The sequence below is a fragment of the Uliginosibacterium sp. H1 genome (assembly GCF_036017065.1).
Classification (GTDB): domain Bacteria; phylum Pseudomonadota; class Gammaproteobacteria; order Burkholderiales; family Rhodocyclaceae; genus Uliginosibacterium.
Genome location: NZ_JAYXHR010000002.1, coordinates 1,389,976 through 1,412,402, shown reverse-complemented (window position 1 = coordinate 1,412,402; position 22,427 = coordinate 1,389,976). Strand labels below are relative to the sequence as shown.

The window sequence follows — 22,427 nt, the reverse complement described above, 5'->3', positions numbered from 1 at the left end:
GAGCAGTACAAGCCGGCAATGATTGTTCTGGGGCGCATCGTCGCCCCTTTCGGCATTCAGGGCTGGGTAAAGGTTCATCCCTTCGGGGACGACCCGCTGTCCTGGCGGAAGATGCCGATCTGGTGGCTCTCAGCGGACGATTCCGCGACCGAGGCATCAGGCTGGCAGGCGCACAAGCTGCGCGGCTGCCGTGCGCATGGCAAGGGACTGGTGGTGGCCTTCGATGGCATCGAAGACCGCAACGGCGCCGAGGCCCTGACCGGCCAGTACGTGGCCGCACCGCGTGAAGCCCTGCCAGCGCCGGACAAGGACGAGTATTACTGGGCCGATCTCGTTGGCCTGAACGTCGAGAATCCCAAGGGAGAATCCCTGGGGACGGTGGCAAGCCTGGTGGAAACCGGCGCGCATGCCGTGATGGAAATCGTGGCCGGTGAAGGCGAGAACAGGCAGGAACGCCTGATCCCCTTCGTCGGCGCGTATGTGAAAGATGTCGATATCGCCGGCCGGCGCATCGTCGTCGAGTGGGAACTGGACTGGTAGGACGGCCGTGAGCCTGCGCATCGACGCGATCACGCTGTTCCCGGAGATGTTCGCGGCGATCCGCGATCACGGCATCTCCCGGCGCGCCCATGAGCGCGGCCTGTGGAAGCTGCGCTGCTGGAATCCGCGCGACTTCACCAGCGACCCGCATCGCACGGTGGATGACCGGCCTTACGGTGGCGGTCCTGGCATGGTGATGCTGGGCGAACCGCTGGCGCAGTCGATCACCGCGGCGAAGGCAGCGCAGTTGCAGGAAGGTGCTACGCCTCGCGTGGTGTATCTGTCGCCGCAAGGCGCACCGCTGGATCACGCTGGCGTGACGCGACTGGCGAAGCATGACGGCCTGGTGCTGTTGTGCGGGCGGTACGAGGGGGTGGATCAACGCCTCATCGACCGCTGCGTGGATGAAGAAGTGTCGATCGGTGATTTCGTGGTGTCCGGCGGCGAGCTGCCGGCCATGCTGCTGATCGATGCGCTGGTGAGATTGTTGCCGGGCGCACTGAATGATGCGGACTCGGCGGTGGAGGATTCCTTCGTCGCCGGCTTGCTGGACTGTCCGCACTATACGCGACCGGAAGACTGGGACGGCGACGCCGTGCCAGCCGTGCTGATGTCGGGCAACCACGCGGAAATCCGCCGCTGGCGCCTGAAGCAGGCACTGGGAAGAACCTGGCAGAAGCGCCCGGACCTGCTGGCAGGCCGGACGCTGACGAAGGAAGAAGCAAGACTGCTTGACGCGTTCAGGCAGGAGAATGGCGAAGGCGGCAGCTAGTCTTCGCGTGACAAACGCATGCACCCAGGTGGCGACCTGCTCGGCATGCAAGTCCGGGGCTTACCCGGCCAAACTTTGATGAAGGAGTAACGCACATGAACCTGATCGCCCAACTGGAACAGGAAGAAATCGCCCGCCTGGGCAAGACCATCCCCGACTTCGCACCCGGCGACACCGTGATCGTCCAGGTGAAGGTCAAGGAAGGTAACCGCGAACGTCTGCAGGCCTACGAAGGCGTGGTGATTGCCAAGCGCAACCGCGGCCTGAACTCCAGCTTCATCGTCCGCAAGATCTCGTCGGGCGAAGGCGTGGAACGTACTTTCCAGACCTATTCCCCGCTGGTTGCCAGCATTGAGGTGAAGCGCCGTGGTGACGTGCGCCGCGCCAAGCTGTACTACCTGCGCGAGCGTTCCGGCAAGTCGGCCCGTATCAAGGAAAAGCTTACCGCCCGTGGCGCCAAGAGCGCTCCGGCCGCGGCGGCTGCCGAAACCCAGGAATAAGCCTTACCGGTCCCTGCAACGCCCCGCTCTGCGGGGCGTTGCCGTTTGGGGCCAGGGTCGGGGCGACTGGCGAACTTTGTGCCGATAGCGCCGTCCAATTTGTGCAATGCGTTGACGCTAGCCTTGGCCAGTGCTTTGATGTTGGCCGAGGCAAGTCCAAGGAGTTACCACTATGAATGCCGTGACCGAAACCGTAACCGCCGATACTTCCATGCCGCTCCCGCTGCTGTTTACCGATAGCGCAGCCGGCAAGGTGGCCGAACTGATCGCCGAGGAAGGCAACCCCGACCTGAAGCTGCGCGTCTTCGTGTCCGGTGGTGGCTGCTCCGGCTTCCAGTACGGCTTCACCTTCGACGAGATCGCCAACGAAGACGACACCGTGATGGAAAAGAACGGTGTCTCGTTGCTGATCGACGCGATGAGCTACCAGTACCTGGTCGGCGCAGAGATCGACTACACCGATGGCCTGGAAGGCTCGCAGTTCGTGATCCGGAACCCGAACGCCAGCACGACCTGCGGCTGCGGATCGTCCTTCTCCGTCTGAGACGACGAAGCCGCAAAAGAACGGGGCGCCCTGGCGCCCCGTTTTCGTTTACCCACGTGCTCCATCTCGCTCAGGCCGGGTAGATCGCGCCCAACGCGCGCGGTCCGCGCGCGCCCGTCACGGCAGGAAGGTTGCCTGCCTCGCCATGCAGACAGCGCCGCGCCAACCATGCAAAGGCGAAAGCCTCCAGCCAGGCACCGGGCACGCCCACCGAATCGGTCGTCGTGACCACCGCAGGTTGCAGCACAGCAGCCAGACGGCGCATGAGGTCGGCGTTGCGTGCGCCACCGCCGCAAACCAGCACGCGATCGGGCAAAGGCCCGGCCTGGCGAATTCCTTCCGCGACCGAACGTGCGGTCAATTCCGCCAGCGTGGCCTGTACATCCTGCGGCGCCTCTGCGCCACGCAACGACGCCTTCACCCAGTCCAGCGAAAACTCTTCGCGCCCACAGCTCTTGGGTGCCGGCGCGACAAAAAAGGGATGTGCCAGCAGCCGCTCCAGCAAGGCGGCATCGACCTGCCCGCCGGCAGCCCAGTCGCCATCGGCATCGAAGGGGCGACCCAGATGGCAGGCGGCCCAGCCGTCGAGCAAGGCATTGGCGGGTCCGGTATCGAAACCGAGGACCGGCTCTCCGGGCGCAAGTCGCGTCAGGTTGGCGATGCCGCCGAGATTCAGGATGACGCGCGATTCGTCCGGCGAGCGCAGCACGCGATCATGGAAAGCCGGCACGAGCGGCGCGCCTTGTCCGCCAGCGGCCACGTCACGGCTACGGAAGTCCGCCACCACGGTGATGCCGCTACGCTCGGCCAGCCGCGCAGGCTGGTTCAGCTGCAGGGTGTAACCGGCCTCCGGCCGGTGTCGCACCGTCTGACCATGACAGCCGATCGCGGCGATGCGATCCACCGTAAAGCCCGACACATCCAGCAAGCCGCGAACGGCCTCCGCATAGAGGTCGGCGAGCGCGACGCTGGACTCCATGGCAGCACGCAGCTCGTCATGCGCAGGTGCGTTCAGTGCCAGCAGGCGTTCGCGCAGAGACGGTGGAATTGCCAGCGAATGACTGGCGACGAGACGGGGTGTGGCAGAAAAGTCAGCGAGCACGGCATCGACCGCGTCCAGACTGGTGCCGGACATCAGGCCGATGTAGTGCTCGCCAGGGATCAATCGCGGAGAGCGACGGCTTGCGGCGCGCCGGCCAGCGCAAGCTGGGCCAGGACACCGGCGGAACGCTCGCGGAAAGCGCTCAATTGGGAACCGATCAGCGGAGCAGACTGCGGCAGCGCGACGCGCATCGGGTCCTTCTGCTCGCCATTCACGCGGAATTCGTAGTGCAGGTGCGGCCCGGTGGCCCAACCGGTCGAACCGACGTAGCCGATCAGCTCGCCCTGGCTCACCCGACTGCCACGTTGCAGGCCCTTGGCAAACCCGTTCATGTGCGCGTAGGCGGTGGTGTAGGAGCCCTGGTGACGCAACACGATGAAATTGCCGTAACCGTTCTGCCGGCCGATGAAGTCCACCACGCCGTCGGCGGTGGCACGGATACGCGTACCGGTGGGGGCGGCATAGTCGACGCCCCGGTGAGCGCGCCACTGCTTGAGGATCGGGTGGAAACGCATCGAGAAGCCGGAGCTCACGCGCGAGAATTCAAGCGGCGAGCGCAGGAAGCCCTGGCGCAGCGGACGGCCGTCCGCGCTGTAGTACTCGCCGCGGCCATCGGCACCGACGAACCACACCGCGCTGTAACGACGACCGTCGTTGACGAACTCGGCGGCCAGGATGCGGCCCGTACGGACCGCAGCACCCTGGTGGTAGAGCATTTCGTACACCACGCTGAAGCGGTCGCCACGGCGCAGGTCGGAATGGAAATCGATGTTGGCGCCGAAGATGTCGGCCAGCGAAGTCGCCACGCTGTCCGGCAGGCCGATTCCGTCCGTCGCCGCGAACAGCGAACTACGGATCTCGCCGCTGGCCATGCGCACGCGCGACTCCAGTTGCGCCGGCTGATCGCTGACCACGAACTGCCCGGCCTGGCGGCTGATCAGCAGGCGGCCGTCCGCGCCGCTTTGCGGCAGCGAGACCGACAGCAGACGGCCAAGACGGGTGGTCGTAACGGTGACCGCCACGCCGGGACGCAGCGCGCGCAGCAGCGCCCGGGCTTCCGGATGAGCGGCCACGAACTGGTTCAGGTCCTGGTCCTGTACGCCGAGACGTGCCAGCAGGCTGGCCAGGGTATCGCCGCGCTCGACGCTACCTTCACGCACAAAGGGCTGGTCCATGCCGTCCAGGTACTCGATGGCCGGCATCGGCAACTGCTCGAGCAGATTGACCTGGAACGGGGTCGGCGCAGTGCCCGGCACGGCGACGGCCACCACCGCGGCGCTCAGCGACACGCCTGCCACCAGAGCCAGGCGGCCCGGGTGTGCGGCGCTGAAGGCACTGCGGAGGTAGGCTAGAATTCGGGGCTTTTCTTGAGAATGCATCGGTCAGCTATCGGCTGGCAGGCGCGAAAGTTTAACAAAATTCGTGAGTTACACAGGACGCCGTATGTCTGAAGTCGTAAGCGACTGTAACGAAGCCCTGACCCTCATCAAACGCGGGTGCGAGGAGCTGCTGGTCGAGTCCGAGCTGGTCGACAAGCTGAAGAAGGGCCAGCCGCTGCGGGTCAAGCTCGGTATGGACCCGACCGCCCCCGACCTTCACCTCGGCCACACGGTCGTGATGAACAAGCTGCGCCACTTCCAGGACTTGGGGCACCAGGTGCTGTTCCTGATCGGGGATTTCACCGCGCAGATCGGCGACCCGTCCGGCAAGAACGCCACCCGCCCGCCGCTCACCGCCGAGCAGGTGCGGGCCAATGCGCAGACCTACGCGGACCAGGTGTTCAAGATCCTCGACCCGGCGCGTACCGAAGTGGTCTTCAACTCCACCTGGATGAACGAACTGGGCTCGGCGGGCATGATCCGCCTGGCCTCGCAGTACACCGTGGCGCGCATGCTGGAGCGGGATGACTTTGCCAAGCGTTTCGCCGGCAACCAACCGATCGCGATCCACGAATTCCTGTACCCCCTGGCCCAGGGCTACGACTCGGTGGCCCTGAAGGCAGACGTCGAGCTGGGCGGTACCGACCAGAAATTCAACCTGCTGGTCGGTCGCCACCTGCAGCAACAGGCCGGCCAGGTGCCGCAGACCATCCTGACCATGCCGTTGCTGGAAGGTCTGGACGGTGTTAACAAGATGTCCAAGTCGCTGGGCAACTACGTCGGCATCACCGACCCGGCCAACGACATGTTCGGCAAGCTGATGTCGATCTCGGACACGCTGATGTGGCGCTACTACGACCTGCTGTCCTTCCGCCCGGCCGCCGAGATCGCCGGCTTCAAGGCGGAAATCGCGGCGGGGCGCAACCCGCGCGACCTCAAGGTGGCGCTGGCGCAGGAAATCGTCGCCCGCTTCCACAGCCAGGCGGCGGCCGAAGCGGCGTTGGCGGACTTCCAGAACCGTTCCCGCGGCGGCATTCCGGACGAGATTCCGGAACTCACGCTGGCAGCCGGCGCCGGCATCGCGGCCCCCGCCCTGCTGAAGGCTGCCGGCCTGACTGCCAGCACCTCGGAGGCGATCCGCATGATCGACCAGGGCGGTGTACGTGCCGATGGTGAAAAGCTCAGCGACAAGGGACGGATCTTCAACGCCGGTACCACCGTCGTGCTGCAGGTAGGCAAGCGCAAGTTCGCCCGCGTCACGCTCGGTAACTGAAGCGGCTGCCCACCAAACGACAAAGGCACCCGCGGGTGCCTTTGTCGTTTCTGGTCGTCGGGCAAGCCGTTACAGGCTGGCGGCCTTGAAGGTATTGCACTGCTCCACGTTGCCGCCATCGAGGCCGCGGCGGAACCAGCGCACGCGCTGCTCACTGCTGCCGTGCGTAAAGCTCTCCGGCACGATGCGCCCCTGCGATTGCCGCTGCAGCGTGTCATCGCCGATGGCTGTTGCAGCCGCCAGCGCCTCGGCCACGTCGCCGCTTTCCAGCACCTGTCGCGCCGCGTTGGCGTGGTGCGCCCACACGCCCGCAAAACAGTCGGCCTGCAGTTCCTGCCGTACCGACAGGGCATTGCCCTCGGCTTCGGACATGCGCTGGCGCGCGCGATGCACCTGCTCGGAGATCCCCAGCAGGTTCTGCACATGGTGGCCGACCTCATGGGCGATCACGTAGGCCTGCGCGAAGTCGCCCGGCGCGCGGAAACGGCGCTGCAGCTCTTCAAAAAAGCCGAGATCCAGATACACCTTGCTGTCGGCCGGACAATAGAACGGCCCCATCGCGGCCTGACCGGTACCGCAGGCGGTCTGCGTGGCGTCGCGGAACAGCACCAGCTTCGGGTCCGCGTACTGCTTGCCGCCCTGGGCGAATATCTGCTGCCAGGTCTGCTCGGTGTCGCGCAAGACCAGCGACACGAAGCGCGCGAGTTGGTCTTCCTGGGCGTTGCCGGTGTTCTGCACGCCCTGTTGCCCCTGCTGGACGGCGGGCGGCTGGTTGTCCAGCATGCTGGCGCCCTGCATGACCACCGAGGGGTCGATGCCGAAGTACCAGGCCACCAGTGCCAGCACCACGGTGCCGACGCCGATGGAGCGGCCTCCTACCGGCAAGCCACGACCGCTGCTGCGGCGATCCTCGATGTTGCTGCTTTCCTGCCCGTCGTCGAAACGCATGATCGATCCTTGGCCTCCACGGATGGTGGAAGCATAGCAATGCTGCGCGAGGCGGCCGCGACAGATTGATGAAACAGGGGATGGGGTACTGAGGAGGGGGAAATTCGAAGTGCCGGGCCGCTCGGGCCCGGCACGTGCTGCGGATGCTGCTAGTGCGACCATCGGCTGAAACGCCCGCGTATGCGGGGTACAGCTCTTTGATGTACGGCCTTTGACGCTGGGTCGGCCTTGTTTGTCTCCTACCTCCCCCGGGGTGGGCTTGGCGCCATCTCTGACGCGGAACGCCGTCCGTGGAGGCGCGCATTGTGACAGATTGCGTCACCCCGGAAAGGGTAAAAGCAGGGTTTTCACTTAAAACTTTTTGATGGTGCACTGCACGTACAGGAAAACCCCTACTCATTTTCTGCGGATTTTTTGTTTTTGGTGACAAGTACTTGCGTGACCCTCGTGGAGATCCGGACGACTGTTGCAACGCAACGGCGGTGATGCAATTCGCATAATCCGGCAACTCAGGCAGTACCATTCTTCAGCACCCCCTGCCTGGACCACGGCACGCGTCGTGCTCGACCGCCGTGCATGGGCGATCGCGGTGCCGGCTTGTTCCAGCGTGGTGCATATCGCCCATATGAATATTCGTATACCGCCGGACCAGCGTTGCAAGCCCTTCATTTGAATGAAAAGCATGTGGTGGCATAGCCGTTGCTACTGCACTCCCGCCAACGGAGGCTTTAATGGCTGAAACGCGTTCCACCTGTTGTTACTGCGGCGTCGGTTGCGGCGTCATCATCGAACACCGAGACGGGCACATCACCGGTGTGCGCGGCGACCCCGATCACCCTGCGAATTTCGGCCGCCTGTGCACCAAGGGCTCGACCCTGCACCTGACCGCAACGCCGGCCACCCATGCCGTGCGCGCCCTGTATCCGGAGCTGCGCACGGATCGCGCGGCGAAACGGGAGCGCGTTGGCTGGGATGATGCGCTGGACCACGTCGCCGACCGCTTCGCGGCGATCATCCGCGAACACGGGCCAGACTCGGTCGCGTTCTACCTGTCGGGCCAGTTCCTCACCGAGGACTACTACGTCTACAACAAGCTGGCCAAGGGCCTGCTGGGGACGAACAACCTCGACACCAATTCCCGCCTGTGCATGAGCAGCGCAGTGGCCGGCTACAAGCAGACGCTGGGCGCGGATGCGCCGCCGGCCTGCTACGACGACATCCCGGCCACGCACTGCCTGTTCATCTCTGGCAGCAACACCGCCTTCGCCCACCCCATCGTCTACCGCCGCATCGAGGATGCGCGTGCCGCCAACCCGGCGATGAAGATGATCGTGGTGGACCCGCGCCGCACCGACACCGCGGAACAGGCCGACCTGCACCTGCCGCTGCTGCCGGGCACCGACATCGCGCTGTACAACGCGATGCTGCACGTCATGCTGTGGGAAGGCTGGGTGAAGGACGATTACATCGCCGCGCACACCGAGGGCTTCGACGCCCTGCGCAAGCTGGTGCGTGCCTATACGCCCGACATGGCGGCCGGCATCTGCGGTCTGCGCAAGCAGGACATCGAGACTGCCGCGGAGTGGTTCGCCACCAGCCCGGCTACGCTGTCCATGTATTGCCAGGGCCTCAACCAGAGCACCCATGGCACGCACAACAACGCGGCGCTGATCAACCTGCACCTCGCCACGCAGCAGATCGGCCGCCCGGGCGCCGGCCCCTTCTCGCTGACAGGCCAACCCAACGCCATGGGTGGCCGCGAAGTCGGTGGCCTGGCCAATCTGATTTCCGCCCACCGCGACATGGCCAACCCTGAGCACCGCGCCGAAGTCGCCGCGCTGTGGGGCGTGCCCAGCGTGCCGGACAAGCCCGGCTATTCGGCGGTAGAGCTGTTCCGCGCCATCAACGACGGCAAGGTGAAAGCGGTATGGATCGCCTGTACCAACCCGGCGCAGTCGATGCCGGACCAGACCATGATCCACGCCGCCCTGCAGAAGGCCGAGCTGGTCGTCGTGCAGGAGGCTTTCGGCCACACCGAGACGGCACGCTATGCCGACGTGCTGCTGCCCGCGACCACCTGGGGCGAGAAGACCGGCACCGTCACCAACTCCGAACGACGCGTCACCCGGGTGCGTTCCGCCGTACCGGCTCCGGGCGAAGCGCGCCACGACTGGCAGATCGGCGTCGACTTCGCACGCCGCCTCGGCCAACGACTGGGCGACCTCTGCAACGGCACGCTGGCGGAAAAGCTGTTCCCCTACACCCATGAAGAACAGGTGTGGAACGAGCACCGCGAAAGCACCCGCGGCCGCGACCTCGACATCACCGGCCTGTCCTACCGGATGCTGGAAGAACAGGGCCCGCAGCAGTGGCCCTTCCCCGAGGGCGCCGCGCAGGGCAAAGTCCGCCTCTACGACGACGGCGTGTTTCCCACGAAATCCGGCAAGGCCCAGTTCGTCGCCACCGAGCACCGGCCGACCGCGGAAGAAGTGAACGCCCGCTTCCCGCTTCGCCTCACCACCGGCCGCCTGCGCGACCAGTGGCACGGCATGAGCCGCACCGGTCTCACCGCACGCCTGTACGCACACGAAGGCGAGCCGCTGCTGCACCTGAATCCGGCGGACATCGAGCGCCGCGGCATGAAGGATGGCGAACTCGCCCGCGTGAAAAGCCGGCGCGGCGACATCGTCATCAAGGTGATGGCCACCGACACCGTCCGCCCGGGGCAGGCCTTCCTGCCGATGCACTGGGGCGCCAACGCCATGAGCGGCTTCGGCATCAACACCCTGACGGTGCCGGACTTCGACCCCTATTCCAAGCAGCCGGAACTCAAGCACGCGGCCGTGCAGGTGGAAAAGTACAAGGCCACCCAGCACATGGTGGCGCTGGGCGTGCCCGGCGACAACGCGCTGGCCACACTGGAGGCACTGCGCCCCGCCCTGGCGGCCTTGCCGCAGGGCAGCCTCACGCTGGCCGGCCGCGACAGGCCGGTGGTGGTGCTTCGCGCCGAGGCGGACCAGCTTTCCACCGAATTGCTGGAACAGGTGGACGCCGCCCTGGCCCTGGACGACGACACCCAGGTGCTGAGCTACCGCGACCAGCGGCGGGACATCGGCAAGCGCGCAAGGCTGGACGGCGACAAGCTGGCCGCCGTACGCCTCACCGGGGAAACCCGGGCCGCCGGCTGGCTGCAGAACATGGTGATCAGCGAAGACAGTGCGACCGAAGCGCGCAAATGGCTGCTCGCGCCCCTGTCCGAACCGCCGGGCGGTGCCCAGGCTCGTGGCAAGGTGGTCTGCAACTGTTTCGACGTGTCGGAGACCGACATCCTCGCCGGCTTCAAGGGCGGGGAATCGCTGGAGCAGGTTCAGGGGCGCCTGAAATGCGGCACGAACTGCGGCTCCTGCATCCCGGAACTGAAGCGGCTGGCGGCAAGTTGCAAGGTCTAGCGCCGCTTGTCAGGCAACCCCCGACGTTCGTATCAATTTTCACGTTTTTGACAATAACCCGGGCAGTAGATCGACGCCTGTGTGGCAACATAATCCCGGTAGTCTCGGGGTAAATCCCCGGCAAAGGGTCGCCGGGCAGTGCCAGGCGCCCTCCAGACAATGGAGATCCCACACATGCGACGCCTGCTTACCGCCGCCCTGCTGCTCTGCCTCGGCATCCACGCCGCCCATGCCGCGACCCCGCTCAAGGGCTGGGTGCTGGAAAACAACGAGTACCCCAACCACCAGGGCCTGATCCACTTCTTCCAGGTCCTGCAGCAGAAGACCAACAACAAGTACAGCGGCCAGGTGCTGTGGCGCCAGGACCTCGGCAACCAGAAGGAAGTCCTGCCGAAGTTCAAGAAGGGTGAGCTGGACCTCGCCATCATCAGCAACGCCGGCCTGGCCGAAGCGGTGCCGGAAATGGAAGTGATGTCCCTGCCCTTCCTGTTCCGCGACCAGAACCACATGATGCAGGTGCTGGACGGCGAGATCGGCGACAGCCTGCGCAAGTCGCTGGAAGCCAAGGGCTTCACCGTGCTGGCCTGGTACAACGGCGGCTCGCGCTCCTTCTACGCCCGCGGCAAGGCCCCGCAGTACGCCTCGGAGTTCGAAGGCAAGCGCATCCGTGTCGCCAACCGCGAGTCCATGATCAACATGGTCAAGGGCCTGGGCGCGCAACCCAGCACGCTGGCCTACGACAAGGTGCAGGCCGCGCTGGACGCCAACGAACTGGACATGGCCGAGAACGACATCGTGTCGTACCTGATCTCGAACCATTACAAGGAAGCGCCCAACTACATCTTCAGCCACCACAACGTGCTGCCCGAGGCCATCGTGGTCTCGACGCAACGCTGGAAGGCGCTGGACGCAGCAGACCGCGAGGCCTTCCAGGCCGCTGCGAAAGAGTCGGCCACCCACATGCGCCGCCTGCGCGCCGAGAAGGAAGCGGCGGCCAAGACCGCGCTGGAGAAGCAGGGCGTTAAGTTCTACGAGCTGAAGAACCCGCTGAACTTCGTGTCGCGTATGAAGACCACCTACGCACCGGTGGTGGCCAACGAGGCATCCACGGCGCTCATGTTCCGCATCGTCACGCAGTCGCCGTCCAAAGCCGCGCCCTGACGCTGGCGCATGGCAGTCCCGTGAAAACGGCGCCTCGAGGCGCCGTTTTTGTTTATGTGCGCACTTTTTCTTCGCTTGTTCCTGCGTCTGTTCCTGCGTCTGTTCCTGCGTCTGTTCCTGCGTCTGTTCCTGCGCTTGTTTCCACGCCTCTTTCGGCGCCTGCTTCTGGACCCGTTCCGCTTGCTGCCTCGGCAGCCTCCTCGCGCTGCTGCAAGGTCCACAGGCGTGCGTAGGCGCCGCCCGCCATCACCAGTGCATCGTGCGTCCCGCGCTCGATGATGCGCCCGGCTTCCATCACGAGGATTTCGTCGGCGTGCATCACGGTCGACAGCCGGTGCGCAATCACCAGCGCCGTGCGACCGCGCGCGGCGGCCTCCAGCTGGGCCTGGATGGCCTTCTCGGTATGCGAATCCAGTGCCGACGTCGCTTCGTCGAAGATCAGGATCGGCGGATTCTTCAGCAAGGCGCGCGCAATCGCCACGCGTTGCTTCTCGCCACCGGAGAGCTTGAGGCCGCGCTCACCCACCTTGGTGTCGTAACCATCCGGCAGGCGCGCGATGAAGCCATCCAGTTGCGCCGCACGCGCCGCGGCCTCCACTTCCTCGCGGCCCGCCTCCGGGCGGCCGTAGAGGATGTTGTAGTAGATGCTGTCGTTGAACAGCACGGTGTCCTGCGGCACGATGCCGACCGCCCTGCGCAGGCTGTCCTGGGTGAGCCCGCGGATGTCCTGCCCGTTGATGCGTACCGCCCCGCCGCTCACGTCGTAGAAGCGGTAGATCAAGCGCGCCAGCGTGGACTTGCCGGCGCCGGACTGGCCGACCACCGCCACGGTGCTGCCCGGCGGCACGCTGAAGCTCACCCCTTCCAGCACGGGCCGGCGCGGATCGTAGGCGAAGTCCACCGCGTCGAAGCTCAGGGTGGCGGCGCCCGCCGGCAACGCCACCGCATCGGGCGAATCCGCGACTTCGCGCTCGGTATGCAGCAGGCCGAACATGCGTTCGATGTCGGTCAGCGACTGGCGGATCTCGCGATACAGCACGCCGAGGAAGTTCAGCGGGATGTAGAGCTGGATCATGAAGGCGTTGACCAGCACGATGTCGCCGATGCTCATGCTGCCGCGTGCCACGCCATCGGCTGCCAGCCACATCATGGCGGTGACGCCCAGCGCGATGATCAGCGCCTGCCCGGTGTTGAGTGCCGACAGCGAATACTGGTTGCGGATCTGCGCGTCGATGTAGCGGTGGAGCTGCTCGTCGTAGCGCCGCGCCTCGAAGCCTTCGTTGTTGAAGTACTTGACCGTCTCGTAGTTCAGCAGGCTGTCGATGGCCCGCGAGTTGGCCGCCGAATCCAGTTCGTTGGCCTGCCGGCGCAGCGCCGTGCGCCAGTTGGTCACGACCACCGTGAACACGATGTAGAACGTGAGCGTCACCGCGGTGATCAGCGCGAAGCGCACGTCGTAGTTCTTCAGCAGGATGCCGACGACCAGCGCGATCTCCACCAGCGTCGGCAGGATGCTGTACAGCGTGTAGCTGATCAGCGTGCCGATGCTGCGCGTGCCGCGCTCGATGTCACGCGTCAGCCCACCCGTCTGCCGCTCCAGGTGGAAGCGCAGCGACAGTGCGTGCAGGTGGCGGAACACCTCCAGCGAGATGTTGCGTACCGCCTGCTGCGTCACCCGCGCGAACAGGATCTCGCGCAACTCTGTGAAGGCCGAGGTGGAGAAGCGCAGCACGCCGTAGATCAGCAGCAGTGCCGCCGGCACCATGATGAGCGCCTGCTCCCGCGTGACGCCGAGGCTGTCGATGACGTGCTTGAAGACGATGGGCACGCTGACGTTCGCCACCTTGGCAGCAATCAGGCACACCAGCGCCAGCGACACCCGGCCGCGCCAGGCCCACAGGTAGGGCAGCAGGGACTTGATGGTGGCCCAGGCGTGCAGCTCGCCGGTGGCGGCTGCGGGCAACGGTGAAGCGCGGCGCATGTTCGGGATGTTCTTTCTGCTGTTGTTCTTCAGGCCTGCCCGGCAACCAACCCGGCCGTGGCGAACGGCGTAGCATCTGCGCATGCGCCCACCGACACGAACCGGCAATCTGGTTTCGCCGCTACCTGCCCCCGGCTCCGAAGAGCATTTCGACACCCTGCTGGCGCGGCCCGGCCTGCGGCTGGAGCGGATTGTCTCGCACCTTCACGCCAGCCCGCCCGGCTTCTGGTACGAGCAGGCCGACGACGAATGGGTCCTGCTTGTCCAGGGTGAAGCGGAACTGGCTTTCGACGATGGCAAGGTGCTCGCGCTGCGCGCCGGCGACCATGTGACGATTCCCGCCGGCTGTCGCCACCGCGTCGCGCGCACCGGGCGCGACACCGTCTGGCTGGCGCTGCACGTCACGCCGGAGGCGACGGCACCCGACTCATAACTGCGGCAGCCGCTTCTCCATGCGGAAGCGCCGGAAACTCACGCCCTCGCGCTCCACCTGCTCCTCCGCCTTCACCACGAAGCCCAGCTTCAGCAGCATCGGTTGCGCGACAAGGCTGGCATCCACGGTCATCACCGCCGCGCCCATCGCCGCCGCCAGGAAGTAGCAATCCTCCAGCAGCGCGGTCGCCACGCCACGGCGGCCGGCACGCGGCGCGACGTACAGCAGGTGCAGGTGCCCCGGCAGGTTGACCTGCGCAAATCCGCAGATGCCGTCGGCATCCTCAGCAACCCGCACCCAGCCTTCGCCGAGCGTCGTGGCGAAAGCAACCTCGTCCTCGGCAAACCGCGCCCATGCTGCGGTCTGCGTCGCATCGTAGGCGGCCGCGGCGGTAACCTGCACGGCCTGCCGGTAGATCGCGGCCAGCGACGCGGCGTCCGCCGGACGATAGTCGCGCAGGGTCACGCCATCCGGCCCTGTCGGCTCGACAGCCTCGTCAAACTCAGAGGACATAGCGCGCCAGGTCTTCCTTCTCGGCCAGCACGCCCAGGCGACCATCGACGTAGGCCGCATCGATCTGCACCGTGCCAAGCCCCGGTTGCCCGGCATCGAAGGCGATCTCCTCCAGCAACTTCTCCATCACGGTGTAGAGGCGGCGCGCACCGATGTTCTCGGTCTTCTCGTTCACCTGGAAGGCGATCTCGGCGAGGCGACGCACACCTTCCGGGCGGAAATCGAGCTTCACGCCATCGGTGCCGATCAGTGCCTCGTACTGGCGCGTCAGGCAGGCGTCCGTGCTGGTGAGGATGCGCTCGAAGTCGTCCACCGACAGCGAATCGAGTTCGACACGGATCGGGAAACGCCCCTGCAGTTCCGGGATGAGGTCCGATGGACGCGCCAGATGGAAGGCCCCGCTGGCGATGAACAGGATGTGATCGGTGCGCACCATGCCGTACTTGGTGCTGACCGTCGTTCCTTCTACCAGCGGCAGCAAGTCGCGCTGCACGCCCTGTCGCGACACGTCGGCACCGTGGGAGTCGGAGCGGGTCGTCACCTTGTCGATCTCGTCGATGAAGACGATGCCGTTCTGCTCCACCGCGGTGATCGCTTCGGCCTTGATCTCCTCATCGTTGACGAGGCGGCCGGCCTCTTCTTCCGCCAGCAGCTTCAGCGCCTCGGCGATCTTCAGCTTGCGCGACTTCTTGCGGCCCTGGCCGAGGTTCTGGAACATGCCCTGCAGTTGCTGGCCGAGGTCCTCCATGCCGGGCGGCGTCATGATCTCGGCATTCATGGCGGGCAACGCCAGTTCGATCTCGACCTCCTTGTCGTCGAGTTCGCCCTCGCGCAGTTTCTTGCGGAATTTCTGCCGGGTGGCGGAATCGTCGCTGCTCGGCTCCGCCGCGGCGAAACCCACGGGGCGCGCAGGCGGTAGCAGCACATCGAGGATACGGTCCTCGGCGGCGTCCATGGCGCGGTCACGCACACGGCGCGTCGCCTGCGCGCGGGCATCCTTCACCGCCACTTCGGCAAGGTCGCGGATGATGGTGTCGACATCCCGGCCGACGTAACCGACCTCGGTGAACTTGGTGGCCTCCACCTTGATGAAGGGAGCGTTCGCCAGCCTGGCGAGGCGGCGCGCGATCTCCGTCTTGCCCACGCCGGTGGGGCCGATCATCAGGATGTTCTTCGGGGTGATCTCGGTGCGCAGCGGCTCGGCCACCTGCGCACGGCGCCAGCGGTTGCGCAGCGCGATAGCCACCGCGCGCTTGGCCTGATGCTGGCCGACGATGTGCTTGTCGAGTTCGGAGACGATCTCCGCGGGCGTCATGTTCATGCTGGTTCCGTAATGCGAGGGACGAGCGCCGGGCAGGCCGCGGCACTCAGTCCAGGGTTTCGATGGTGTGGCTCTGGTTGGTGTAGATGCACAGGTCGCCGGCGATGCTCAGCGCCTTCTTGACCACATCGGCCGGCGCCAGCTCGGTGTTGTCGATGAGCGCCTTGGCCGCCGCCTGCGCGTACGCGCCACCGCTGCCGATGGCGACGATGCCCTGCTCGGGTTCCAGCACGTCACCGTTGCCGGTGATGATCAGCGAATGATCGCGATCGGCCACCGCCAGCATCGCCTCCAGGCGCCGCAACATGCGGTCGGTACGCCAGTCCTTGGCGAGTTCGACCGCGCTGCGCAGCAGGTGACCCTGGTGCTTTTCCAGCTTGCCTTCGAAACGTTCGAAGAGGGTGAAGGCGTCCGCCGTACCGCCGGCAAAACCGGCGAGGATGCGTTCCTGGTACAGGCGGCGCACCTTGCGCGCACTGGCCTTGACGACGATGTTGCCCAGCGTGACCTGGCCGTCACCGCCCAGGGCGACGATGTTGCCGCGGCGGACGGAGAGGATGGTAGTGCCGTGGTACTGCTCCATGAGGGACTCTCCGGAAAGGAACACTGTGGCCGACCATTGAAAGCCGGCGCGAGTTCAGAGAGATGGAGGCAGTGCGGCGGATTTCAAGCCGCCCGCGCGACATGCGCGCGTATGGCACGCCGGAGGAGGCTGGCTCAGCCCTGCTTGCGGGCTTCGATCTGCGCCACCTGGTCGATGCCCATGACGCGCATCAGCGCCGCCACCATCGCATTCGGGTGGTAGATCACGGTCAGCTTGCCTTGTCCCTGCAGCTGGGCGAGCTGATTGAACAGGCCGCCGGCGCTCACGAACTCAAGGCGACGCAAACGCTTGGCATCGATCTCGATACGGGTGCGCTGCGAGGCGAACACCGCCAGCTTGCGCAGCGCCTCCGGCTGGGCGCCACCGACTTCGCCCTCCAGCACGAAGCGGTCGCCCTCCTCTTCGATCGGCACGAGGCTGAGCCCGCCCGTTTCCACGGCCGGGTCCGGCTCGGGTGCGACCACCACGGGCGGTTCATAGGAGGGCGGCGACTCCTCGAAGCTGACGGCGAAGTTCACCGCCATGTCTTCGAACGCCGCCTCGTCTCCCAGTTGCTGCAGCAGGTCCAGCGCCAGAAGCCAGTAATCCCGGCCTTCGCGCTCGCCCACCTTCAGCTTGGGCAGCACCAGGCCCAGCGCATGCCGGGCGCCGAGCAAGACGACGGCGACCTTCTGGCGCTTGAGGCTGGCCAGCGTTTCGGCCAGCAATTGCGCGCCGGTGTCGTCGACGCCCTTGAGCTTGCCGAGATCCACCCGCAACTTGCCGGACTTGGCGCCGATGCGCACGAGCTGGTCGAACTGGGTCCTGGCGTTGCCGGACAGCGTGCCGGTGAGGTTCACCGACGGCCCGGCGTCCTTGCTGGGGCCCTTGGCGACCGGTTGATCCTGGTCCCACACCGGTGGCGACATCTCGTACTGCTGGGCGAAGGCCACGCCGCGTTCCTCGAAGGGCTGGCGGTTGCCGGTCAGGCGGTAGAGGTCGAAGAGCATCTGCCACAGCACTTCCGAGGCGTGGCCACCGGAAGCGTCGATGGCGGCCTCAAGCACCGCACAGGCGCCATCGTCGCTGGCATTGGCAAACAGGATGGCTGCCTCTTCCACCGCCGCGCTGTCGTTGGAGTTGCCTTCGGAAACATGGATCTTGCCCGCCGCGACCTGCAACGCGCGGCCATCGCCGAGATGGGTGAACTCCAGCGTGGACGTGGTTTCCAGCCGCTGGTCGGCGTGATCGCCTTTACCGCGTGCATCCGCATCCCGATCGTTGCCGGAAGGCTTCTTGCCAAAGAAGGACGATAAAACCATCTCAGGAGAGATCCAGGAAAGTGCACCTGACCGCGGCGCACGGCCAGGTCGGCTGATCGGGTGAAGTCGTTCGGACAGCGTTCCGGCTGGCCGGTTCGATTCCGCACTGCAGCAAGTTTAAATCCGATCAAGCGCGGCGCACAGTCAGGAATGGCCCGTAGCGCGCACCAAGGCACAGCGGTCGGCTACCGCGATGCCGGTTGCTGCCCGACCGACTGGCCAGGCAGCGGACAACAATCAGTCGGCGTACAGCTTCTGCATGCGCTCGCGACGCGACTGTGCTTCCACCGACAGCGTCGCGGTGGGACGCGCGAGGAGGCGGGCCAGGCCGATCGGCTCGCCGGTTTCCTCGCAGTAGCCGTAGGACGACTCCGTGATACGGGCCAGCGCCTGATCGATCTTCTTCAGCAGCTTGCGCTCGCGGTCACGGGTGCGCAGCTCCAGAGCGTGCTCTTCTTCGACGGTAGCGCGGTCGGCCGGATCGGCCACGGCTTCCTGCTCGCGCATGTGCTCGACGGTTTCGTCGACTTTGCGCTGCAATTCGTCGCGCATGGCCAGCAGGCGCTCGCGGAAGAAAGCCAGTTGCTGCTCATTCATGTAGGCGTCTTCCGGCATGGCCAAAAGCTTGGCTTCGGTCAGCGACATGGACACGTCTCCCATCTCAAATCAGTGAGTTTCCTGCAACCACCTACGGGCGGGCGGCTGCGCCAAGACCCGGCATTCTGCCCCAGCTTCGCCAAGAATCACAGTGGCCGACGACGACGGAACGGGCAGAGTGGCGAGCCCGGCGCCAGCTTCGGGTACGCAAAGGTACAATACCCACGTGAGCCTGACCGATACTTACGACACGCCCGCGCCCATTCCTGAGCCTTCCGGGCCGTCAGCGGCCACCATCTCCCATCCTGCAGACCTGTTGTTGAGGGTCTATTACGAGGATACCGACGCGGCCGGGGTGGTGTATTACGCAAACTACCTACGTTTCTGCGAGCGCGCCCGCACCGAATGGCTGCGCGCACTCGGCTTTTCCCAGCAGGCGATGTTCGCCAGCGAAGGACTGGCTTTCGTGGTGACGCGGATGGAAGCCGACTACCTTCGCGGCGCGGAACTCGATGACTGGCTACGGGTCGCAAGCGAGGTCGCCGCCAGCGGTCGCGCCAGCCTGGTTTTCCGGCAACGCGTGTGGCGCGGGGAAACGCTGCTGTTCGACAGCCGAGTGACGATCGCCTGTGTCGACATGACCAGCAAGCGCCCGCGACGCCTGCCTGCCGCCCTGGCGGACCTGCTGCCCTCCCGCCTCCCGCGCCCTTCGGACAACAACCCTTCCGACAACGACACCTCCACGGAACCTGCATGAACATCACCCAAGATCTTTCCATCCTGAGCCTGATCGCCGAGGCCAGCATCGTCGTGAAGGCGGTGATGGGCATGCTGCTGCTCGTCTCCGTGATGTCCTGGTACTGGATCTTCCGCAAGGGTTTCGCGATCCGTCAGGCGCGCGGCAGGACCGCCGAGTTCGAACACGCCTTCTGGAGCGGTGGCGATCTCGCCGCCCTGCTGCGCATGACCAGCAACGACCGCGCCGCCGCCGGGCCGCTGGCCCGCATCTTCGACGCCGGCTACCGCGAGTTCTCCAAGCTGCGGGGCCAGCCGGGGCTGGAGGCCTCGGACATCATCAACGGCTCGCGTCGCGCCATGCGCGCCACGTTCCAGCGCGAGATCGACGACCTGGAGGCGCACCTCGCCTTCCTGGCCTCGGTAGGTTCGGTCAGCCCCTACGTTGGCCTGTTCGGCACGGTGTGGGGGATCATGAATGCCTTCCGCGGCCTGTCGAACATGAGCTCGGCCACGCTGTCGCACGTGGCGCCGGGCATCGCAGAGGCACTGGTGGCCACCGCCATCGGCCTGTTCGCCGCCATCCCGGCGGTGGTGGCCTATAACCGCTTCGCCCACGACATCGACCGCCTCTCGATCCGCTTCGAGAGCTTCATGGAAGAGTTCTCCAACATCCTGCAGCGGCAGTTGCGCTGAGCGGACTCAGAGGAAGGAGTACGCCCATGCGGCAACGCAAGCTGATGAACCAGATCAACGTCGTGCCTTACATCGACGTCATGCTGGTACTGCTGGTGATCTTCATGGTGACCGCCACGATGCTGCCCACCGGCACGGTGGACCTGCCCAGCGTGGCAAAGGCCTCGCAGGTCAAGAAACCACCGCTGGAGATCGAGGTCCGCGCCGACAACGACCTGTCGCTGCGCGACCGCAGCAACGACACGCCGGCCCGCCGCGTGAACGAGAGCGAGCTGGTGGACGCCCTGCGCACGGCCCAGGCGGCCGACCCGGAACGTCCCGTCGTCATCGCCGCCGCCAAGAGCGTGCGCTATGAGTCGGTCATGAAGGTCATGGACCTGCTCCAGCGCAACAACGTGCAGAAAGTGGGCCTGCTGGTACAGCCGGCCGCCAAGTAAACGAGCATGAACCATGTATACGAACGGCCGGAAGAACCCGGCAAGTTCGCATCCCTCGCCCTCGCGGTACTGATCCACGGCCTGCTGGCCTTCGTGCTGTTCTTCGGCGTGCAGTGGCAACGTCGCCCGGCCGAGTCCTACGAGGTGGAACTGGTGCGCCCGGTCGCGGCACCACCGGTGCAGGCGCCCCCTCCTCCGCCGCGCGAAGAGCCGCCACCGGCGCCCACCCCGCCGCGCGCCCAGCCGCCGGAGCCACCGCCCCCCGCCAAACCGGACATCGAGCTGCCGACGCCCAAGCCCCCCCCCAAGCCGAAGCCTGAACCAAAGCCCGAGCCGAAGCCGGAACCCAAGCCGGTGCCCAAGCCCGAGCCAAAGAAACCCGAGCCCAAGCCGGAGCCGAAGAAGGCCGAGCCAGACCCGACCGACCGCATGCGCCAGCTGATGGAACGGGACAGCGAACGCCGCCGCATGGAAGACCTGATGCAGCGCGACCAGGCCCGCACGACGTCCAACACACCGGCATCGAGCTCGCGCGCGCCGGGCTGGGAAGCGCTGATCCGCAACAAGGTGCGTGGCAACATTCCCACCACGCTATGCAACATAGGCGGACGCCCCAAGGCTGAGTTCGAACTGGAACTTCTGCCGGACGGCTCGCTCAATGGCAAACCACGGCTAAGTCGCAGTTCCGGAAATGCGGCCCTGGATGCCGCCATAGAACGGGCTATCGACAAATCCAACCCACTGCCCCTGCCACCGAAGGGGGAAGTTTTCCAGCGTCAACTCAGGCTGGTTTTCGATCCGCTCGATGGCTGCTGACCACATATAATCCGCCGATGATTTTCCGACGTCTCTGTTTCTTCGTCCTGCTGCTCGTAGCGCCCGGCGTGGCGCTGGCGCAACTTACCATCGAGATTTCCGGCGCAGGAGCCAAGCGCATCCCGGTGGCCATTGCCAACTTCGATGGCGAATCGCAGGTCCCGCAGTCCCTCACCGAGGTGATCCGCGCCGACCTCAACCGCAGCGGCCTGTTCCAGCTCATCGAGGCAGGCCCGCAGCCGGTGCCGGAAAATGTCGCGCCGGATTACGCAGGCTGGCGCGGCCGTGGTGCGGACGCGCTGCTGTACGGCAGCCTCGTACGCCGCCCGGATGGTTCGCTGGACGCCCGCTTCCTGCTGGTGGACATCGTCAAGCAGGCACGCCTCACCGGCCTGTCGATCAATTTCCGACCGGAGTACGGCCGCGCCACCGCGCACCGCATCGCCGACATCGTCTATGAGCAACTGCTCGGCGAGCCCGGCATCTTCTCCACGCGCATCGCTTACGTGCTGAAGGCCGGCGGTCGCTACCGCCTGCAGGTCGCCGATGCCGACGGCTTCAACCCGCAGGACGCGCTGATTTCCAGCGAGCCGATCATTTCTCCGCGCTGGTCACCGGATGGCAGCAAGCTGGCCTTCGTGTCCTTCGAGCTGAAGAAGCCGATCGTCTACGTCATGGACCTCGCCACCGCGCGCCGCACGGTGGTGGCCAACTACAAGGGTTCCAATTCCGCACCCGCCTGGTCGCCGGATGGCCGCCAGCTCGCCGTCGTGCTGACCAAGGACGGCCTGTCGCAGATCTATGTCATGAACGCGGACGGCAGCAACCTGCGCCGCCTCATGCAGTCGCCGGGCATCGACACCGAGCCAGTATTCGCCCCCGATGGCCAGTCGATCTACTTCACGTCCGACCGCGGCGGCCAGCCGCAGACCTACAAGGTGCCGGTCTCCGGCGGAGCGGCCCAGCGCGTCACCTTCAGCGGGAACTACAACGTCAGTCCGCGCATCTCAGCGGACGGCAAGTATCTGGCCGTCATCACCCGCGGTGACGGCGGCTTCCAGCTTGCCGTGCAGGATCTCGCCACCAGCCAGGTGCAGATCCTCACCACTTCGTCGAAAGACGAATCCCCAAGTTTTGCCCCGAACGGTCGATACCTGCTGTACGCGACCGATGCGGGCGGCCGTGGCGTACTGAGCGTCAGCTCACGCGATGGCCAGATCAAACAACGCCTTAGCCAGCAACAGGGCGATGTACGGGAGCCCGCATGGGGTCCGTTTAACAGGTAATATTCAGGGCCGTCTTCAGGGGACCGCGTGGTCCCTGGC

General features: G+C 65.8%; 22 protein-coding genes. 13 read left to right on the top strand and 9 right to left on the bottom strand.

Annotation, left to right across the window (positions count from 1 at the left end):
• Positions 1-18: 18 nt before the first annotated feature.
• The 4 genes from rimM to erpA all read left to right on the top strand — a co-directional run bounded on the left by rimM (position 19) and on the right by erpA (position 2,356).
• Positions 19-540: a ribosome maturation factor RimM gene (rimM, locus tag VVD47_RS16040; protein ID WP_327604494.1), complete on the top strand. Its 522-nt coding sequence runs from the start codon at positions 19-21 to the stop codon at positions 538-540.
• Entirely contained in the window at positions 488-1,312 is an 825-nt protein-coding gene (trmD, locus tag VVD47_RS16035) for a tRNA (guanosine(37)-N1)-methyltransferase TrmD (RefSeq protein ID WP_443080993.1), read from the top strand. The genes rimM and trmD overlap by 53 nt, the downstream gene beginning before the upstream one ends.
• Before the next feature lie 95 nt (positions 1,313-1,407).
• Positions 1,408-1,812, top strand: a complete 405-nt coding sequence (gene rplS / locus VVD47_RS16030) for a 50S ribosomal protein L19 (protein WP_327604492.1) — start codon at positions 1,408-1,410, stop codon at positions 1,810-1,812.
• A 172-nt stretch (positions 1,813-1,984) separates the two neighbouring features.
• Positions 1,985-2,356 carry an iron-sulfur cluster insertion protein ErpA gene (gene erpA, locus VVD47_RS16025; protein ID WP_443080992.1) on the top strand — a complete coding sequence of 124 codons (372 nt, stop codon included), beginning with the start codon at positions 1,985-1,987 and terminating at the stop codon, positions 2,354-2,356.
• A 70-nt stretch (positions 2,357-2,426) separates the two neighbouring features.
• On the opposite strand, the gene VVD47_RS16020 is transcribed toward erpA, so the two are convergent.
• Both VVD47_RS16020 and VVD47_RS16015 read right to left on the bottom strand, forming a co-directional pair.
• Positions 2,427-3,521 carry an anhydro-N-acetylmuramic acid kinase gene (locus VVD47_RS16020; RefSeq protein WP_327604491.1) on the bottom strand — a complete coding sequence of 365 codons (1,095 nt, stop codon included), beginning with the start codon at positions 3,519-3,521 and terminating at the stop codon, positions 2,427-2,429.
• Entirely contained in the window at positions 3,518-4,747 is a 1,230-nt protein-coding gene (locus VVD47_RS16015; RefSeq protein WP_327604490.1) for a M23 family metallopeptidase, read from the bottom strand. The genes VVD47_RS16020 and VVD47_RS16015 overlap by 4 nt, the downstream gene beginning before the upstream one ends.
• Before the next feature lie 154 nt (positions 4,748-4,901).
• On the opposite strand from VVD47_RS16015, the gene tyrS reads away from it, so the two are divergent.
• The gene (gene tyrS, locus VVD47_RS16010) at positions 4,902-6,110 is read left to right on the top strand and encodes a tyrosine--tRNA ligase (protein WP_327604489.1); all 1,209 of its coding nucleotides are present in this window, start codon (positions 4,902-4,904) and stop codon (positions 6,108-6,110) included.
• Positions 6,111-6,179: 69 nt separating this feature from the next.
• On the opposite strand, the gene ypfJ is transcribed toward tyrS, so the two are convergent.
• Positions 6,180-7,058, bottom strand: a complete 879-nt coding sequence (gene ypfJ, locus VVD47_RS16005) for a KPN_02809 family neutral zinc metallopeptidase (protein WP_327604488.1) — start codon at positions 7,056-7,058, stop codon at positions 6,180-6,182.
• A gap of 731 nt (positions 7,059-7,789) precedes the next feature.
• On the opposite strand from ypfJ, the gene VVD47_RS16000 reads away from it, so the two are divergent.
• Together VVD47_RS16000 and dctP are read left to right on the top strand one after the other, a co-directional pair.
• A complete protein-coding gene (locus tag VVD47_RS16000; RefSeq protein ID WP_327604487.1) occupies positions 7,790-10,507 on the top strand; it encodes a nitrate reductase in 2,718 nt (905 codons plus the stop codon).
• 174 nt (positions 10,508-10,681) lie between these two features.
• Positions 10,682-11,668: a TRAP transporter substrate-binding protein DctP gene (dctP, locus tag VVD47_RS15995; RefSeq protein WP_327604486.1), complete on the top strand. Its 987-nt coding sequence runs from the start codon at positions 10,682-10,684 to the stop codon at positions 11,666-11,668.
• Positions 11,669-11,720: 52 nt separating this feature from the next.
• On the opposite strand, the gene VVD47_RS15990 is transcribed toward dctP, so the two are convergent.
• On the bottom strand, positions 11,721-13,649 hold the full coding sequence (locus VVD47_RS15990) for an ABCB family ABC transporter ATP-binding protein/permease (RefSeq protein WP_327604485.1): 1,929 nt from the start codon (positions 13,647-13,649) through the stop codon (positions 11,721-11,723).
• An 82-nt stretch (positions 13,650-13,731) separates the two neighbouring features.
• On the opposite strand from VVD47_RS15990, the gene VVD47_RS15985 reads away from it, so the two are divergent.
• Positions 13,732-14,082, top strand: a complete 351-nt coding sequence (locus VVD47_RS15985; RefSeq protein WP_327604484.1) for a cupin domain-containing protein — start codon at positions 13,732-13,734, stop codon at positions 14,080-14,082.
• On the opposite strand, the gene VVD47_RS15980 is transcribed toward VVD47_RS15985, so the two are convergent.
• The 5 genes from VVD47_RS15980 to dksA form a co-directional block, all read right to left on the bottom strand.
• Positions 14,077-14,595 carry a GNAT family N-acetyltransferase gene (locus tag VVD47_RS15980; RefSeq protein ID WP_327604483.1) on the bottom strand — a complete coding sequence of 173 codons (519 nt, stop codon included), beginning with the start codon at positions 14,593-14,595 and terminating at the stop codon, positions 14,077-14,079. The genes VVD47_RS15985 and VVD47_RS15980 overlap by 6 nt on opposite strands.
• Positions 14,585-15,916 (bottom strand): ATP-dependent protease ATPase subunit HslU, encoded by a 1,332-nt coding sequence (hslU, locus tag VVD47_RS15975; protein ID WP_443080991.1) that lies wholly within the window; start codon positions 15,914-15,916, stop codon positions 14,585-14,587. Before hslU ends, VVD47_RS15980 begins: the two co-directional genes overlap by 11 nt.
• 46 nt (positions 15,917-15,962) lie before the next feature.
• The gene (gene hslV / locus VVD47_RS15970) at positions 15,963-16,499 is read right to left on the bottom strand and encodes an ATP-dependent protease subunit HslV (protein WP_327604482.1); all 537 of its coding nucleotides are present in this window, start codon (positions 16,497-16,499) and stop codon (positions 15,963-15,965) included.
• A 134-nt stretch (positions 16,500-16,633) separates the two neighbouring features.
• Positions 16,634-17,821 (bottom strand): sulfate transporter, encoded by a 1,188-nt coding sequence (locus tag VVD47_RS15965; protein ID WP_327604481.1) that lies wholly within the window; start codon positions 17,819-17,821, stop codon positions 16,634-16,636.
• Between the two features lie 237 nt (positions 17,822-18,058).
• Complete coding sequence (gene dksA, locus VVD47_RS15960; protein WP_327604480.1) at positions 18,059-18,466, bottom strand: RNA polymerase-binding protein DksA; 408 nt, start codon at positions 18,464-18,466, stop codon at positions 18,059-18,061.
• Between the two features lie 178 nt (positions 18,467-18,644).
• Between dksA and ybgC the strand changes: the two genes are divergently transcribed.
• The 5 genes from ybgC to tolB are packed head-to-tail and all read left to right on the top strand — an operon-like array spanning position 18,645 to position 22,388.
• Positions 18,645-19,175: a tol-pal system-associated acyl-CoA thioesterase gene (gene ybgC / locus VVD47_RS15955; RefSeq protein ID WP_327604479.1), complete on the top strand. Its 531-nt coding sequence runs from the start codon at positions 18,645-18,647 to the stop codon at positions 19,173-19,175.
• The gene (tolQ, locus tag VVD47_RS15950) at positions 19,172-19,849 is read left to right on the top strand and encodes a protein TolQ (RefSeq protein WP_327604478.1); all 678 of its coding nucleotides are present in this window, start codon (positions 19,172-19,174) and stop codon (positions 19,847-19,849) included. The genes ybgC and tolQ overlap by 4 nt, the downstream gene beginning before the upstream one ends.
• A 26-nt stretch (positions 19,850-19,875) precedes the next feature.
• The gene (gene tolR, locus VVD47_RS15945) at positions 19,876-20,286 is read left to right on the top strand and encodes a protein TolR (protein ID WP_327604477.1); all 411 of its coding nucleotides are present in this window, start codon (positions 19,876-19,878) and stop codon (positions 20,284-20,286) included.
• Positions 20,287-20,292: 6 nt separating this feature from the next.
• A complete protein-coding gene (locus VVD47_RS15940) occupies positions 20,293-21,102 on the top strand; it encodes an energy transducer TonB (protein WP_327604476.1) in 810 nt (269 codons plus the stop codon).
• Positions 21,103-21,119: 17 nt separating this feature from the next.
• The gene (gene tolB, locus VVD47_RS15935) at positions 21,120-22,388 is read left to right on the top strand and encodes a Tol-Pal system beta propeller repeat protein TolB (protein WP_327604475.1); all 1,269 of its coding nucleotides are present in this window, start codon (positions 21,120-21,122) and stop codon (positions 22,386-22,388) included.
• Positions 22,389-22,427 lie beyond the last annotated feature (39 nt).